17 protein-coding genes and 1 tRNA gene are annotated in these 15,393 nt (G+C 39.6%); 1 reads left to right on the top strand and 17 read right to left on the bottom strand.

The genetic code is table 11. The annotated features are described in order from the left end of the window. Positions 1-3: 3 nt before the first annotated feature. The 12 genes from ACTU7M_RS04070 to ACTU7M_RS04015 form a co-directional block, all read right to left on the bottom strand. A complete protein-coding gene (locus tag ACTU7M_RS04070) occupies positions 4-1,362 on the bottom strand; it encodes an acetyl-CoA carboxylase biotin carboxylase subunit (RefSeq protein ID WP_443473095.1) in 1,359 nt (452 codons plus the stop codon). 3 nt (positions 1,363-1,365) lie between these two features. Then, complete coding sequence (gene fabZ / locus ACTU7M_RS04065) at positions 1,366-1,797, bottom strand: 3-hydroxyacyl-ACP dehydratase FabZ (protein ID WP_443473094.1); 432 nt, start codon at positions 1,795-1,797, stop codon at positions 1,366-1,368. A 15-nt stretch (positions 1,798-1,812) separates the two neighbouring features. Continuing rightward, positions 1,813-2,268, bottom strand: a complete 456-nt coding sequence (accB, locus tag ACTU7M_RS04060; protein ID WP_443473093.1) for an acetyl-CoA carboxylase biotin carboxyl carrier protein — start codon at positions 2,266-2,268, stop codon at positions 1,813-1,815. Continuing rightward, entirely contained in the window at positions 2,268-3,509 is a 1,242-nt protein-coding gene (fabF, locus tag ACTU7M_RS04055; protein ID WP_443473092.1) for a beta-ketoacyl-ACP synthase II, read from the bottom strand. The genes accB and fabF overlap by 1 nt, the downstream gene beginning before the upstream one ends. An 11-nt stretch (positions 3,510-3,520) precedes the next feature. Further along, the gene (fabG, locus tag ACTU7M_RS04050; RefSeq protein ID WP_443473091.1) at positions 3,521-4,252 is read right to left on the bottom strand and encodes a 3-oxoacyl-[acyl-carrier-protein] reductase; all 732 of its coding nucleotides are present in this window, start codon (positions 4,250-4,252) and stop codon (positions 3,521-3,523) included. Between the two features lie 23 nt (positions 4,253-4,275). Then, positions 4,276-5,205 carry an ACP S-malonyltransferase gene (fabD, locus tag ACTU7M_RS04045; protein ID WP_443473090.1) on the bottom strand — a complete coding sequence of 310 codons (930 nt, stop codon included), beginning with the start codon at positions 5,203-5,205 and terminating at the stop codon, positions 4,276-4,278. An 18-nt stretch (positions 5,206-5,223) separates the two neighbouring features. After that, positions 5,224-6,183 carry an enoyl-[acyl-carrier-protein] reductase FabK gene (gene fabK, locus ACTU7M_RS04040; protein WP_443473089.1) on the bottom strand — a complete coding sequence of 320 codons (960 nt, stop codon included), beginning with the start codon at positions 6,181-6,183 and terminating at the stop codon, positions 5,224-5,226. Between the two features lie 26 nt (positions 6,184-6,209). Further along, entirely contained in the window at positions 6,210-6,434 is a 225-nt protein-coding gene (locus ACTU7M_RS04035; RefSeq protein ID WP_443473088.1) for an acyl carrier protein, read from the bottom strand. Positions 6,435-6,460: 26 nt separating this feature from the next. Next, positions 6,461-7,435 (bottom strand): beta-ketoacyl-ACP synthase III, encoded by a 975-nt coding sequence (locus ACTU7M_RS04030; RefSeq protein WP_443473087.1) that lies wholly within the window; start codon positions 7,433-7,435, stop codon positions 6,461-6,463. A 4-nt stretch (positions 7,436-7,439) separates the two neighbouring features. Beyond that, a complete protein-coding gene (locus ACTU7M_RS04025) occupies positions 7,440-7,901 on the bottom strand; it encodes a MarR family winged helix-turn-helix transcriptional regulator (protein WP_443473086.1) in 462 nt (153 codons plus the stop codon). Between the two features lie 246 nt (positions 7,902-8,147). After that, positions 8,148-8,654 (bottom strand): dihydrofolate reductase family protein, encoded by a 507-nt coding sequence (locus ACTU7M_RS04020; RefSeq protein WP_443473085.1) that lies wholly within the window; start codon positions 8,652-8,654, stop codon positions 8,148-8,150. Between the two features lie 104 nt (positions 8,655-8,758). Then, positions 8,759-8,832, bottom strand: a tRNA-Arg gene (locus ACTU7M_RS04015). A gap of 298 nt (positions 8,833-9,130) precedes the next feature. Between ACTU7M_RS04015 and ACTU7M_RS04010 the strand changes: the two genes are divergently transcribed. Further along, a complete protein-coding gene (locus ACTU7M_RS04010; protein WP_443473084.1) occupies positions 9,131-9,469 on the top strand; it encodes a DUF2187 domain-containing protein in 339 nt (112 codons plus the stop codon). Positions 9,470-9,519: 50 nt separating this feature from the next. Here the strand turns inward: ACTU7M_RS04010 and ACTU7M_RS04005 are convergent, their stop codons facing one another. From ACTU7M_RS04005 to recN, 5 genes are read right to left on the bottom strand one after another with little or no spacing between them, the layout of a single operon-like run. Then, on the bottom strand, positions 9,520-10,773 hold the full coding sequence (locus tag ACTU7M_RS04005; protein WP_443473083.1) for a methionine gamma-lyase family protein: 1,254 nt from the start codon (positions 10,771-10,773) through the stop codon (positions 9,520-9,522). Beyond that, positions 10,766-11,983: a GTPase HflX gene (gene hflX / locus ACTU7M_RS04000; RefSeq protein WP_443473082.1), complete on the bottom strand. Its 1,218-nt coding sequence runs from the start codon at positions 11,981-11,983 to the stop codon at positions 10,766-10,768. Before hflX ends, ACTU7M_RS04005 begins: the two co-directional genes overlap by 8 nt. Beyond that, the gene (gene miaA / locus ACTU7M_RS03995) at positions 11,983-12,957 is read right to left on the bottom strand and encodes a tRNA (adenosine(37)-N6)-dimethylallyltransferase MiaA (RefSeq protein WP_443473081.1); all 975 of its coding nucleotides are present in this window, start codon (positions 12,955-12,957) and stop codon (positions 11,983-11,985) included. Before miaA ends, hflX begins: the two co-directional genes overlap by 1 nt. After that, positions 12,950-13,687, bottom strand: coding sequence for a glycerophosphodiester phosphodiesterase (locus tag ACTU7M_RS03990; RefSeq protein ID WP_443473080.1), 738 nt, complete (start codon positions 13,685-13,687; stop codon positions 12,950-12,952). The genes miaA and ACTU7M_RS03990 overlap by 8 nt, the downstream gene beginning before the upstream one ends. A gap of 13 nt (positions 13,688-13,700) precedes the next feature. After that, positions 13,701-15,383 (bottom strand): DNA repair protein RecN, encoded by a 1,683-nt coding sequence (recN, locus tag ACTU7M_RS03985; RefSeq protein ID WP_443473079.1) that lies wholly within the window; start codon positions 15,381-15,383, stop codon positions 13,701-13,703. Positions 15,384-15,393: the final 10 nt, after the last annotated feature.

Below are 15,393 nucleotides of genomic sequence, written 5' to 3'. Positions count from 1 at the left end.
TATTTATGGTTGCCAATTTGGTAAAAACGTAGTTTGTAGATAATCCGTATCAAAATTACCATACACGAAGTTATCATCACTTAAGATAGCTTGCTGGAATTCACGGTTTGTGTCCACACCCTCGATGACGAGTTCATGAAGAGCACGTTTCATTTTGGCAATAGCTTCTTCACGATTTTCACCTTTGGTAATGATTTTCGCAACCATAGAGTCATAAAATGGAGGGATTGTATATCCGCCATACATGGCACTCTCAACACGTAATCCATTTCCGCCACTTGGTAAATACAAATATTCTACTGTACCGGATGAAGGACGGAAACCTAATGCAGGATTTTCAGCATTAATGCGACATTCGATGGTATGACCAGTAATTTGAACATCTTCTTGCTTGATACTAAGTGGCAGTCTACTAGCGATTCTTAATTGCTCTTTTACAATATCTATTCCTGTAGCCATTTCAGTTACAGGGTGTTCCACCTGAATACGTGTATTCATTTCCATAAAGTAAAAATTCTCGTCTGTGTCTACCAAAAATTCAATGGTACCGGCATTGCGATAATCAACATATTTAGCTGCGCGAACGGCAGTCTCTCCCATTTCCGCTCGGGTTTTTTCCGAAATATAAGTGGAAGGAGATTCTTCCAATACTTTTTGATGGTTTCTTTGTAAAGAACAGTCCCGTTCGCCTAAATGAATGACGTTACCGAACTCATCTGCCAGTATTTGTACTTCAATATGCCGTGCTGGGCTGATTATTTTTTCGAGATACATACGGTCATCACCAAAAGCAGCTTTTGCTTCAGCTTTCGCTTGGCTGAAAAGGGTTGCCAATTCAGATGCTTGAGAAATTTTCCGCATGCCTTTCCCACCGCCACCAGCGGCAGCTTTTAAGATAACCGGATAGCCTAGCTCATTAGCTTTTATTTCTGCCTCTTCAACGGTTTTAATATATCCTTTACTTCCAGGAATGACTGGAACTTTTGCTTCCATCATGGCATTGCGCGCATTAGACTTATTCCCCATCAAGTCGATAGTCTCAGCTTTTGGACCAATAAAAACAATATTCATTTCTTCACACATCGTTGCGAAGATACTGTTTTCTGATAAAAAGCCAAATCCTGGGTGAATAGCTTGTGCGCCGGTAACGACAGCAGCGCTTAAAATACTTGTCATATCAAGGTATGACTCGGACGCCCGTGCAGGACCAATACAAATTGCTTCAGTAGCCAGTTGTGTATGCAAAGCCTCACGATCTGCTTCAGAATAGACAGCAACCGTCTGGATTCCCATTTCATGGCATGCCCGTATAATTCGAACGGCAATTTCACCGCGATTTGCTATCAAAACTTTTTTCAGCATCGTTTATCTCCCAATAATAAATGTCATTTCTGCTTCCGCAACTTTTTTATCGCCTACAAATGCTTGTCCATAACCAATTCCAGCATAGGATTTCAATTTGACAATATCGACTTGAAGGCGTAGTACATCTCCAGGAACAACTTTTTGACGGAATTTAATTTTATTCAAACCACCTAAGTAAGCAGTTTGACCTTGGAATTGTTCCAATTTCAACAAAGGAATGGATCCAGCTTGTGCCAAAGATTCAATAATCAGAACGCCCGGCATTACAGGTTCGCCTGGGAAATGGCCTTGGAAAAATGGCTCATTAATCGTTACATTTTTAATTGCAACTACTTTTTCTCCTGGGATTAATTCTTCTACTTTATCAATGAAGAAAATAGGATAACGGTTAGGAATAAGATCCATTACTTCTTGTGAATTTAATACGCTCATGTTATTAGCTCCTTTTTAGATAACGCGAAATAGCGGTTGGTTGTATTCAACAACTTGTCCGTTTTCAACTAGAATTTCCGCAATTTTTCCTTGGTATTCTGAATTAATTTCATTCATGATTTTCATGGCTTCAACCAAACAAAGTACTTGGCCTTCTTCGATTGTATCCCCAACAGCCACATACGGGGCTGATTCTGGGTTCGCTTGTAGGTAAACGACCCCAACGATTGGAGAACTGACGATTTTACCTTCTGCTTCTTCCGCGATGTGGCTAGCCTCTGTTTGAATAGTTGGAGTAGATGTTACGACTTGTTCTTCAGTCGCACGCTCTGTTTTTGCAACAGTGGTAGCCACTGCTTGGTTCTCGTTCTTGGATAAACGCAAGAAAACACCATCTTTTGCGTATTCCATTTCTTTTAATGAGGAAGCATCAATTAAAGAAATAAGTTCTTTGATATTTTCGTAATTCACTAAGCTTCCTCCCACTTTTTAAAGCATAAGACCGCATTGTGGCCACCAAAACCTAGTGAATTGTTCAATGTATAGCGAACTTCTTGTTCACGTCCAACATTAGCAATATAATCAAGGTCGCATGCTTCATCTTTTTCTTTCAATCCGATTGTTGGTGGAACGAAATCATTCATTAAGGCTTTAACACATGCAATCGATTCGATACCACCGGCGGCACCTAATAAATGACCTGTCATACTCTTAGAACTTGAAATAGCTACTTTATGTGCCAATTCTTCGCCTAATGCATATTTAATTGCTTTTGTTTCAGACGAATCATTTGCTGGCGTACTTGTTCCATGTGCATTGATATAATCAATATCTGATGGTTCAACACCTGCTTCGCGCATGGCCATTTTCATTGCTTCCCCTGCACCACTACCATCAACGCTTGGAGCCGTCATATGGTATGCATCAGAGTTTGAGCCATAACCAACGACTTCTGCCAAAATATTAGCGCCGCGTTTTTGTGCATGCTCAAGGCTCTCGAGTAACAAGACTCCTGCACCTTCACCCATAACAAAACCATTACGTTCTTTGTCAAATGGTATGGATGCACGATCTGGGTCTGTACTTTGAGATAATGCTGTTAGGGCAGCAAATCCAGCGATACCAATTTCACAAATCGTACCTTCTGAACCTCCGGCAATAATAGCATCGGAATAACCATGTTTAATATTACGATAAGCTTCACCAATAGAATTGGTTGCAGAAGCACATGCTGTTACGATGTCAAGAGAAATTCCTTTAGCACCGACTTTAATAGAAGTATTACCAGCAGCCATATTCCCAATCGTCATGGGTACGAACATTGGTGGCACACGTTTTGGTCCTTTATTATGCATCTTGATGATGCCTGATTCCATTTCGTTTAATCCACCGATACCAGAACCGATAATAACGCCAAAGCGCGTTGCATCAATTTTGTCTACTTCAAGACCTGCATCTTCAACTGCTTGAACAGAAGCTGCAACTGCATATTGGGAATATAGATCCATTCGTTTATATTCTTTACGATCCATAAATAATGATGGATCAAAATCTTTAACCTCTGCAGCGACAGTAATTCCTGTTTCAGAGGCATCAAATTTAGTGATTGGGGCAATTCCGTTCTTGCCGTTCTTTAATCCATCCCAGAATGCTTCAACAGTATTTCCAAGAGGCGTGATTGCACCCATACCTGTAATAACTACACGATTCATTTGTCTCCTCCTTACATGTACATACCGCCATTAACGCGGATTGTTTGTCCAGTAATATATTCACTTTTGCTTAAAAACACTGCTGTTTCAGCAATATCTTTTGATTTCCCGAATTTTTTCAACGGGATTTGTCCTAACATTGCTTCTTGAACTTTATCAGATAAAGCAGCGGTCATATCAGTCTCAATAAAACCAGGTGTAATAGCATTACAAGTTACACCGCGCATGGCAGCTTCACGTGCAACTGACTTAGTCAAACCGATAAGTCCAGCCTTGCTTGCTGCGTAATTCGCTTGCCCAGCATTTCCTGTTTCACCGACAACACTGGATATATTAATGATAGATCCTGCCCTTTGTTTCAACATTAGAGGTAAAGCATGACGGATAGTATTGAAACTCCCTTTTAAGTTAACCTCATAGGTCGCGTCAAAGTCTTCCTCATCCATCCGCATAACTAACTTGTCACGATTGATTCCGGCGTTATTGATCAAAACATCCACGGAGCCAAATCTTTCTTTTGTTTGGTCGATTAAATGTTTTGCAGAATTAAAATCACTTACATCACCAAGAATTGCTTCAACTTGTACGCCATAAGATTGCAACTTTTCCAACATTTCTTCTGGAACAGCTTTTCTGGCATTTAAAACTATGTTAGCACCTTGTTTTGCAAATTCTTCAGCTATTGCTTCGCCAATTCCACGGGAACTACCTGTTACCACAACCGTTTTACCTTTTAATTCCAATTGTGCTCCTCATTTCTCCTGGGTTATTCAGCATTAATAGTTGTTTTTGTTTCTTCGAAAGACTTCAAATCTTCAACATTTAATACTTTTACGGTTTTGTCGATTTTCTTGATAAATTTGCTAAGGGTTTTTCCTGGACCTACCTCGATAAAGGTATCAGCACCCATCGCAATCATCTCTTTAACGCAATCTTCCCATTTAACCGCTGACTTAACTTGTCTTTCTAACAGTGAACCTATCTCTTCTTGATGCATTACTTTAGCTTCAGTATTGCCCACTAGAGGAATAGTAGGTTCATTAAATGTCATTTTCGCTAGTTCTACCTTCAGCTTTTCAGCTGCAGGAGCCAACAGTTCAGTGTGAAACGGTCCGCTCACTTGTAAAGGAATAATTCGGCGAACGCCTTGTTCTTCCAGTAATGCCACTGCTTTATCAACACCCACCGCTTCGCCACCTATAACGATTTGTGTAGGCATATTGTAATTAGCTGGTGCCACGTATGCTGTTTTTGAAGCTTCTTCACATGCCGCTTCAATCACACTACGCTCAGCATTCATAACCGCTGCCATTTTTCCTGTTCCAGCTGGAGCTGCCTCGCTCATGAACTTACCACGCTTAGCAACTAACGAAATACCCTCATTAAAAGAAAAAGCATTGGCTTTCACCAGTGCTGTATATTCTCCGAGGCTTAATCCAGCAACGATAGATGGCTGGATACCAATTGATGCTAGTAGTTGATCAATTGCGTAACTAACAGTTAGGATAGCTGGCTGGGTATATTCAGTTAAATGTAATTTCTCATTTTCTTCAAAACATAATGCCGCTACATCGTATCCAAGAACTTTTGAAGCTTCATCAAAAACGTTTCTTACAATCTCAAACGAATCATAGAGCTCCTTACCCATTCCTGTATACTGGGCTCCTTGACCACTATATACAAATGCCAAAGACATCGATTTCACCTCTGTTTATCAAACAGACCATAATGCGGCTTGTTTCCGAATGGTATCTTCACAAACAGTCATATAGTCTGTGATAATTTCTTTACATGATTCTTCTTTTTTGATCATCCCGGCTATCTGTCCAGCCATCATGGATCCGTAATCTTTGTCGCCTTCAACAACTGCTCGACGCAAAGCACCGGCACCCTTTTTTGCTAAACGTTCTAAATCGGGATTCTCTTTACTTGTTTCTTCTTTTTCAATTTGCATGTATTCTCGCGTTAATTTATTCCGTAAAACTCGAACAGGATGACCTGTGATTTGTCCCGTTACAACGGTATCAATATCTTTAGCTTTAAGAATTGAATTTTTGAAGTTTGGGTGGGCATTGGATTCATGAGCCACAACAAAACGCGTACCAACCTGAATACCAACTGCGCCTAGCATAAAGGCAGCTGCCATCCCTCTGCCATCTCCAATTCCTCCGGCTGCGATTACAGGAATATTAACAGCATCAACCACTTGGGGAAGGAGCGCCATCGTCGTTGCTTTACCAATATGACCGCCTGCTTCCATACCCTCTACGATGACTGCATCTGCACCATCTTTTTCCATTCTGCGGGCAAGGGCTACAGAAGCGACTACTGGAATAACTTTGATTCCAGCAGCCTTAAACTTCTCCATGTATCTCCCTGGACTACCTGCACCGGTTGTTACGACCTTAACACCAGAAGCACAAACCGCATCGACAACATCGTCAACATTTTGATTAAGCAACATAATATTGACGCCGAATGGCTTATCCGTTTTTGCTTTTATATCAGCGATTTTATGATTTACTATGTCGACTGTATCATGCCCAGTCCCAATTAAACCGAGACCTCCTGCGTTAGAAACAGCGCTCGCTAAATCAGCATCCGCAACCCATGCCATGGCTCCTTGAATAATTGGATATTCAATTCCCAGCATTTCACATAAAACAGATTTCATACAAGTGCCCACTTTCTTTTTTCGAATTAAGCTAATTGAGTATCTACGTATTTAACAAGATCTTCTACTGTGTTGATGCCTTCGTCGCTTTCGATTTTGATGTCGAATTCATCTTCAATGTCGTTGATGATTTGGAATAAATCTAAGCTATCTGCATCTAAATCTTCACGGAAGTTTGTTGTCAATGTTACTTCTGCTTCATCTTTGTCTAATTGGTCCACGATAATTGCTTGAATTTTTTCGAATGTCATAATAAATTCCTCCAAAGTTTTGTTTTTTATAGTTTTATTATTAGCGAACCCCATGTGAGGCCGCCACCAAACCCGGTTAAGAGAATGTTATCTCCTGGTTGGATTTGTTTTGATGCTATCATTTGGTCCAGCAAGATTGGAATACTTCCTGCTGAGGTGTTTCCTGTTTCAGAAATGTTCAACCCAAATTTTTCGAAAGGTATCTTGGTCTTTTTACTGATTGCTTCTAACAGCCTTTTATTTGCTTGGTGAGCAACCACCCATGAGATATCTTCTTTATTTAATTTGCCTTTTTCGATGACATGATTGATTGTGGTCGGTACACTTCTTATTGCAAAATCAAAGATTCCCCGTCCATCCATTTCCAAATAATATGATTGTTCCTCATTATTCGGAATAAAAGGATTTTGAGTATTTTTTTGATCAGCAACAAGTGCCATGTGACGCGTCCCATCGGAGTGCAAATCTTCTGCAATGAATGAGTCTTCTTCCGAATCCATTGCTTCCAATAAAACACCACCCGCACCATCACCGAATAAAACAGCTGTTGAACGGTCTTGCCAGTTAATGACCTTGGACATGGTTTCTGCCCCTAGCACAAGTCCTTTTTTATAGTTACCACTTTTCATAAGATGACTAGCAGTGGAAAGTGCGTATATAAATCCCGAGCAAGCTGCACTCACATCAAAGCAAAATGCATTTCCTGCACCAATCTTATCCTGCACTACGCAAGCTGTTGAAGGGGTCAAGGAATCCGGTGTCATCGTTGCAAGGATAATGAAATCCAACTCTTCTGCAGAAATGCCCCGTTTAGCCAAGATTCTCTTTGCAGCTTCACTTGCTAAATCAGAAGTATTTTCACCGGTTGATATGTGACGACTTTTAATTCCGGTTCGCTTCTGAATCCACTCATCACTTGTATCCATAAACTGAGCTAAATCATCATTTGAAACAGTGAATGCTGGTAAATAGTGACCTGTAGTGGTTATTTTAATTCCCATTGCCTCAATCCCGTTTATCGATATTTTCAACCAGTTCAAATAAGAAACTGTGAAGATTTTTCAAACCCTTTAGCAATACTTCTACCTCTTCATCTTCCATACCTACAATCGTTCTTTTAACCATTTCGCGATGAAACTTATCATGAAGTCGGTAGACAAGTTTTCCTTTTTTTGATAATCCTAGTCTGATGACACGCCGATCGTCTTCTCTCCTTAGACGGACTACATATCCTTTATTTACCAGTGTTCGAATCGCAACCGATAATGTTCCAGCTGTAATATTCAATTTTTTGGCAACTTCAGAAGACGTATGTTCTGCATAAAGACCGATAGCTTCGATAGTGTGCATCTCGCTGATAGATATGTCAGAAAAATTACTTACTTGCAATGCCTCCTCTTCAATATCCAGTACTTCGTTAAAAATGGAAACCAAATAATGATTGATTTGGTCTATGGAATGACTCAAAGAAAGGCCTCCCCTTAATAAAAGTATTTTTAATTAGTTCGATAACCAAATAGTTTGATACTCAAACCATTTGACTTACAAACTATAAATAAAATTCTGAAACTTGTCAAGAAAATTTGTAAAATCCATCCGAGCTTTACTTTTTTTTAATATTTAACCCCGCGAATACGTGGTTTTAGAATATTGTTTTTTATAGGTTCCGCGCTGAATAGACAAAAAACCGTTGAGAAATTTCACCCAACGGTTTTAATCTTTATTCCTGTAAATATGTTGTACTACTCCCGATTTATAAACATTCGTCTCAACCAATTTCAATTCCACTCGATTTTTAATTGCCACAAAAAGGGGCTTCCCGGCTCCCAAAATGACAGGATGAATGGATAAGCGATATTCGTCTATTAAACCTTCATTGACAAATGCAGTTATTAATTCTGAACCTCCATATAACCAAATCCCTTTTCCTGGACGTGCCTTAATCTCAGCCATTTTTTCACTTATAGCTCCACTTAAGTACTCCGCTCCATGGCGTGTACGTGAAAAAACTAATATCTCTTTTTTAGCCAATGATGTGTCATCCAGCTCACGATACACATCATAACTTTTTCGACCCATAATAACGGTTTCGATTTGATTCAAATATTCACCAAATGCCATTTCGTCATCCAAAATACACCAATCTATTTCACCGTTTTGTCCTTCGATAAAACCATCGAGTGTGACCGCTAAATCCAGACTTATCTTTCTATTGCTCATTTCCCCATCTCCCATAAAGATACTTTTTTGATGACGTGAAGAACTTACTGAATAGAGTATAACAAAAAAGGTCCACCCAATAAATGGATGGACCTTTCTTAAGACGTCTCAGGAGGGATTCGAACCCCCGACCGTTCGCTTAGAAGGCGAATGCTCTATCCTGCTGAGCTACTGAGACATTATTTTTAAACCAGAACATTGATTATTGTACGATATATTTCGAGAAGAGTCAATACTATTTTCAAAATAAATAAAAGAAAAATGACATGCCGTTTTTTGCCAGTGGAAAGCATTTATGTTTTCTTTTGAGATGCGACATAAGAAAAAAATTATCATTAGGTACCCAGTTCTTTCACCTGAATTTTGTAAAGACAGTTTGGCCAGAAAGCTTGTGAATCTCATTCAAGAGAAAAGTATGCTATAATAGATACAAATAGCAGGTTTTGGTTCTTGCTGATAAAGTGAGGAGACATCAAATGACGAAAAAGATTTCTAAAGAAACAAAGACTATGATTGAAACTCAGTTACGAAAAGGTACTAGTAATTCACGAATTGCAAATTTGTTAGGTGTATCGTACGAAGAAGCTTTAGAAGTAGTTGATAGAATTAAGGAATCCATTCGCCCTGATGTTGGTGATGAAATACGGTTTACTTTCCGTGAGCATAAAATGGTCGGAACAATTCAAAAACTACTTACTAATAGTGCGGTCGTTGAAATAAACTGGGATCAATCCTCAGAAATTATGCGCGATATCTGCGAAGATAAAACGATTGTAAACTTCAAAGATATTGATGAATTTATGAATATCGGTTAATAAAATACAAAATAAAAGAACCTTCCAAAAGTGGAAGGTTCTTTTTTATATTATAGTTTGGCGACGAAAACTTCTTCTACCGCTTGGGTTACTGCCAATTTGACATGTTCAAATGTCAGCCCACCTTGAATATACAATAAATAAGGGGGACGAATAGGTCCGTCTGCTGATAATTCAATACTTGCACCTTGAATGAACGTCCCTGCCGCCATAATGACTTGATCCTCATATCCCGGCATCGGTGCAGGTATGGGCGTAACATTTGAATCAACGGGAGAATATTTCTGTATCACTTGAGCAAATTGAATCATTTGCTCTTTAGCTGGTAAAGCAACCATTTGGATGAGGTCCGTACGTGGATCATCCCATTTAGGTGTCGATTCCACTCCAAATTTTTCGAGCATTGCAGCAGTATAAACTGCCCCTTTAACCGCCTCACCAACAACGTGAGGAGCCAAGAATAGCCCTTGGTACATTTCCAATAAGCTATATAATGAAGCACCCGCTTCACGCCCTATTCCTGGCGTTGTAAGGCGATAAGCACACTTCTCGATTAAGTCCTCATTACCCACTAGATAACCGCCCATTTTGACAATTCCACCGCCAGGATTCTTAATAAGTGAACCTGCTATCAAATCCGCCCCAACTTCCAAAGGTTCCCGTGTTTCCACGAATTCACCATAGCAATTATCAACGAAGAATATAGCATTTGGAACGTGAGGTTTAATTGTTGAAATTATATTTTCAATCTCATCAATGGTAAAAGACGGTCGATTGGCATAACCACGAGAACGCTGAATACCAATTATTTTAGTTTTATCAGAAACACGATCCAGAACAGTATTAAAGTCAACGCTGCCATCTTCCAATAAATCGATGTGTTGGTAACCGATATTAAATTCTTTTAAGGAGCCAATGCCATTTCCTGTGACGCCCACAATATCCAAGAGGGTGTCGTAAGGCTGACCTGTCACATACATCAATTCATCACCTGGTCGTAATACGCCTAATAAGGCAGTTGAAATAGCATGTGTCCCTGAAATGATTTGTGGCCGAACAATGGCGGCTTCTCCTTTAAATATATCCGCGTACAATTCTTCCAATGTGTCGCGCCCCATGTCATCGTATCCATAACCCGTACTAGGATTGAAATGATAATCGCTGACATTACATTTTCGGAAACCATCCAAAACTTTTTTTTGATTTTTAAGGGCTATTTTTTGAATCCGGTTAAAAATCGGTTGAATTTGCAAGTCTACTTTTTCTACTATTTCATCAATAAGACTAATTTCAGTACTACTCATTTAAACGTTTGTCTCCTAACCATTTTGAATTAGCTTTCGCATAACCTGTAACTACATATTCATTTGTTTCTTCATTCAAATCGATTGATTCAACGAATGTTTCTTGCTGAATTTGATTCAGCTTTGATCCGCCATCCAATAAAGAGACTGTTTTTGTATAGGGAACAAGTAATTTTTTAACTTCTTCCCATAAAAAACTTTTCAGGCGGTCAATATCTTCTGCATCCAATGCTGATATGACAATATTTGGTTGTAGATGCGGTATGAAGTCTGGATGCATAGCATCCTTTTTATTGTAGACAGTAATCACCGGAATTTCTTCCATATCAAGATCCCGGATTAGGCCCATTACTGTTTCTTCCTGCTGCTCTACAAACTCTTGTGAGCAATCGACCACATGCAACAACAAGTCAACACTCTTACTTTCCTCTAGCGTGGACCTAAACGCATGAACCAACTGTGTGGGCAAATTTTGGACAAACCCTACCGTATCTGTAAGTGTAGCCTGAAATTGATTGGGAAATGTCATTTTGCGTGTTAGTGGGTCCAAGGTAGCAAATAGCAAGTTTTCCTCAAAAGTATCGGCGTCAGTTAAACGATTTAGCAAGGTTGATTTACCTGCGTTCGTGTACCCTATTAAACCAATTTGGAAAACATGACCTTCTTTTCTTTTTTCACGTGAACGTTTACGGTGCTCCTCTGTTTCTGCGAGACTTTTCTTGATTTCGGTTATTTGACGATTGATATGACGACGGTCGGTCTCTAATTGCGTTTCACCAGGTCCTCTCGTGCCTATACCACCACCAAGACGGGACATATTAATCCCTTGCCCGGTTAAACGAGGTAACAAATAATTCAATTGCGCAAGGGAAACTTGTAACTTCCCTTCTTTACTTTTTGCCCGCATGGCAAAAATATCCAGTATTAATTGGATGCGGTCGATAACTTTACAGTCAATTACATCCTGGATATTACGCATATGTCTAGGAGAAAGCTCCTGTTCGAAGATGACCGTTGACGGTTGTAATTCTTCTACCAGGTGGCTTAGCTCCTCCATCTTTCCTTTACCAATGACAGTTTTTGAATCGATGCTGTCCTTTTTTTGAGTTAAAACAGCCACAACTTCCCCTTGAGCCGTTTCAGTCAATCTTTTTAATTCTTCTAATTCATACTCAAATAAATCATCACTTTGTCTTGTTTGAACACTCACTAAAATAACTTTTTCTCTTTCGTTTGCTGTTTCGATGGTGTTTCCTCCTTTCTAAATGCTTCAGTTAGTTGCTGTACTTCTTTTAAATAGCTTTGATCGGTCACGTCGAACCAGTGAACGTTTTTCATCCGATTGCGAAACCAAGTCAGCTGACGTTTGGCGTAACGACGGGAATTTTGTTTGACACTTGCTATTGCTTCTTCAAAAGCAATCCTGCCATCTAGATATGGGAACCATTCTTTATAGCCGATTCCTTTATGTGCTTGATTCATTTCTTTATCAGCCAATCCATGCAATAAACGGGCCTCATCGAGCACTCCAGCTTCAACCATCATGTCCACGCGTCTATTAATACGGTCATACAAGACTTCCCGTTCACAATTTAAAGCAATTAATAGCGCCTCAAATTTTGGTTCCTGAGAAATATCTTCCTGTTCAGAAAATAAAACCCCACTTACGTGGATGGCTTCCAACGCACGGATAACTCGTCTTGAATTATTAGGATGGATATTTTCAGCTGCTGTAGGGTCAACTTCGTTTAATTTCTGCCATAATGCTTGAGCACCAGCGTCTTTTAAATATTCCTCCAGCATGCCACGATACACTAAATCTTCACCCGCATTTCCAAAATGCATGTCATTTAACAATCCCTGTATATATAACCCTGATCCGCCTACAATAATCGGGAGCTTCCCTTTTTCCAAGATAAGCTGGATAGCTTGCTCAGCTGCTTTTTTAAAGTCACTCGCATTATAGGGTTCGTGGACATCAACGATATCTATTAAATGATGGGGAATACCCGCCATTTCTTCTTTTGTTACTTTCGCCGTACCAATATCCAATTGGCGGTATACCTGCAAGGAATCGCCATTAACGATTTCACCATTGAATTTTTTAGCCAGTGAAATACTAAGAGCTGTCTTACCAACGGCAGTTGGTCCCATGATTACAATAATTTTTGGTTTATTACTCACCTTGAATTTGTTTCCTCACTTTCATTGCCCTACCCGGATAATCGGTAATAATCGTATCCACATTTTTACTTAAGCAGTAACCCAAATCAAAAAGGCTATTAACTGTCCATAGACGCAAGGGGAAATTATCGGTATTGGAACGAATCATCCGGTTTATTAGCGTAAAACGACCATGCCAGGATTGAACAGGAATACCATTTGACAAGCGCTTGGCTTCCAAACCTTGCTTACCGAATAAAATGCCAAATTCTGCCTGGGGATTAATCGCTAAAAGCCTTTCTAATGTATCATAATTAAAACTGGAATAGATAATCTTGTACGTCGGCTGGATAGTCTCTACCAAATTTAACACAATAAGCTCTATGTCTTGATAATCAATCTGATCAGTCTTTAATTCTATATTCAATATTCCGTCAAAATGTTCATGTTTCAAAAAAAGTAATACTTCTTCGAGCGTGGGGATTTGTTCATCCGCGAATTTTTTCTTGAACCAGCGTCCCGCATCCAATTTTTTCAATTCTTCGACCGTGAATGATTGGACTAAGCCCTTCCCATTTGTCGTCCGATCAACAGATTCATCATGTATGACAACGGGAACTTTATCTTTGGATAGATGAACATCCAACTCGATACCGTCACATCCGGTTTCCAAGGCTTGTTTAAATGAAATCAAAGTGTTTTCAGGTGCCGTTCCCTTACTGCCGCGATGCCCCAAAATATGTGTCCGCATAATCACGCTCTCCTCACTTTTCCTTCTTTGCTAAATCCAGCAATTCTTCAGCGTGAGCAATAGACAAATCTGTAATCTCGGTCCCCGCTAACATTCTGGCGATTTCAGTCGTTCGTTTTTCGCCGGAAATTTTTTCAACATGCGTATATGTCCGTTCGTTGCTGACTTCTTTTTCAATGAAAAAGTGGTGGTCACTTATGGCTGCTACTTGGGCTAAATGTGTAATACAAAGAACTTGCGAGTGCTTGGATACAGCATGGATTTTATTAGCGATAGCTTGAGCAACTCTTCCGCTGACACCTGTATCCACCTCATCGAAAATAATGCTGGTAATACCTTGTGTTTGCGTGAAAATAGTTTTCATGGCTAACATCATACGGGACATTTCTCCCCCACTGGCTATTTTTGCCAATGGTTTTGGCGGTTCACCAACATTAGGCGCAATATAGAATTCCAGGGCATGGAGACCATGCGGTCGGATGTTTTGTTGGGAGTCAAACACAACTTGGAAAGTTGCTTTTTCCATATAGAGTGCTTTTAGCTGGTTTTGGACTTCCAACTCTAATTTACGGGCTATCTCTCGACGCTTTTCAGTTAATAACTGACCCGTCTCAACTAGTTGTGTATACGCAGTATCAAAGCGTTTCTGTAACTTTTCCAAATAACTTTCCTTATTTGAGATCATGTCCAGTTCCACTTGTATGGATTCATAATATGATTTTATCTCAGTAATTGATTCACCATATTTACGTCGCAATTGCTTCAATGTTTCCAGCCGCAGTTCAATCTCATTAAGACGACCTTCGTCATAACTCATTTCATCGATTTCATTACGGGTCGTGGTCGCAACATCCTGGAGTTGAAAATAGGCCTCAGATACACTGGTAGCCAATTCTTGGTAACTTTGTCCAAATGTTTCTATCCGTTGGATCGCTTCTAGACCTAATCCCACTTGATCGATAGCATTACCCTCTTCGCCTTGAAGGACTGCATATAAAGTAGTCAACCCCTGCAAAATTCTCTGGTAATTCGCCAATAATGTACGTTCTTCTAACAAGGTTGTTTCTTCATTATCATCTTGTAAATTTGCTTGTTCAATTTCATTTATCTGAAAGGTCAAAAGATCGATTCTTTGAATATTTTGTTGTTCATCCACCATTAAATTTGAACGTTCACTTTGGATTTGCTGGAATTCCCTGTACAAATTGTCATAATCATTCACTAGCTTTTGAAGTGATGCGTCTCCAAACTGATCCAGTAAATACAAATGTTTCTGCGGATTCATTAATTCTTGATGTTCATTTTGCCCATGTATATCAATGAGATAACCGGCAATTTCTCGTAAAACAGCAACAGTGACAATGGTCCCATTTACACGCGTAACATTTTTTCCGCTAACGCTGAGTTCTCGTTGGAGAATGACTTGGTCGGGGTCAGGGGTTATACCATATTCTTCCATCAAGCGAGCAAGTATGGGTGTTGAGGGCATTTCAAATAAGCCTTGCACAACTGTCTTATTCTCCCCATGACGTATTAAATCTGAACTTGCTCTTCCACCTGCCAATAAACCAACAGCATCAATAATAATGGATTTACCGGCACCCGTCTCACCTGTAAGTACGGTCATTCCACCATCAAAACTAATTGTTAGGTTATCGATAATTGCGAAATTTTTTATTGCTAGTTCTTGCAACATGTCAATTCTC

It is taken from the genome of Jeotgalibaca sp. A122 (assembly GCF_052266715.1).
Taxonomy (GTDB): Bacteria; Bacillota; Bacilli; order Lactobacillales; family Aerococcaceae; genus Jeotgalibaca.
The sequence above is the reverse complement of the archived record's forward strand: the minus strand, read 5'-3'. Positions and strand labels throughout refer to the sequence as shown.

Excerpts from the sequence above, each read along its gene's own strand:
- ACTU7M_RS04070 (WP_443473095.1), bottom strand. The coding sequence starts at position 1,362 with ATGCTGAAAAAAGTTTTGATAGCAAATCGCGGTGAAATTGCCGTTCGA.
- fabZ (WP_443473094.1), bottom strand. The coding sequence starts at position 1,797 with ATGAGCGTATTAAATTCACAAGAAGTAATGGATCTTATTCCTAACCGT.
- fabF (WP_443473092.1), bottom strand. The coding sequence starts at position 3,509 with ATGAATCGTGTAGTTATTACAGGTATGGGTGCAATCACGCCTCTTGGA.
- fabD (WP_443473090.1), bottom strand. The coding sequence starts at position 5,205 with ATGTCTTTGGCATTTGTATATAGTGGTCAAGGAGCCCAGTATACAGGA.
- fabK (WP_443473089.1), bottom strand. The coding sequence starts at position 6,183 with ATGAAATCTGTTTTATGTGAAATGCTGGGAATTGAATATCCAATTATT.
- ACTU7M_RS04035 (WP_443473088.1), bottom strand. The coding sequence starts at position 6,434 with ATGACATTCGAAAAAATTCAAGCAATTATCGTGGACCAATTAGACAAA.
- ACTU7M_RS04030 (WP_443473087.1), bottom strand. The coding sequence starts at position 7,435 with ATGGGAATTAAAATAACCACTACAGGTCACTATTTACCAGCATTCACT.
- ACTU7M_RS04020 (WP_443473085.1), bottom strand. The coding sequence starts at position 8,654 with ATGAGCAATAGAAAGATAAGTCTGGATTTAGCGGTCACACTCGATGGT.
- ACTU7M_RS04010 (WP_443473084.1), top strand. The coding sequence starts at position 9,131 with ATGACGAAAAAGATTTCTAAAGAAACAAAGACTATGATTGAAACTCAG.
- ACTU7M_RS04005 (WP_443473083.1), bottom strand. The coding sequence starts at position 10,773 with ATGAGTAGTACTGAAATTAGTCTTATTGATGAAATAGTAGAAAAAGTA.
- ACTU7M_RS03990 (WP_443473080.1), bottom strand. The coding sequence starts at position 13,687 with ATGCGGACACATATTTTGGGGCATCGCGGCAGTAAGGGAACGGCACCT.
- recN (WP_443473079.1), bottom strand. The coding sequence starts at position 15,383 with ATGTTGCAAGAACTAGCAATAAAAAATTTCGCAATTATCGATAACCTA.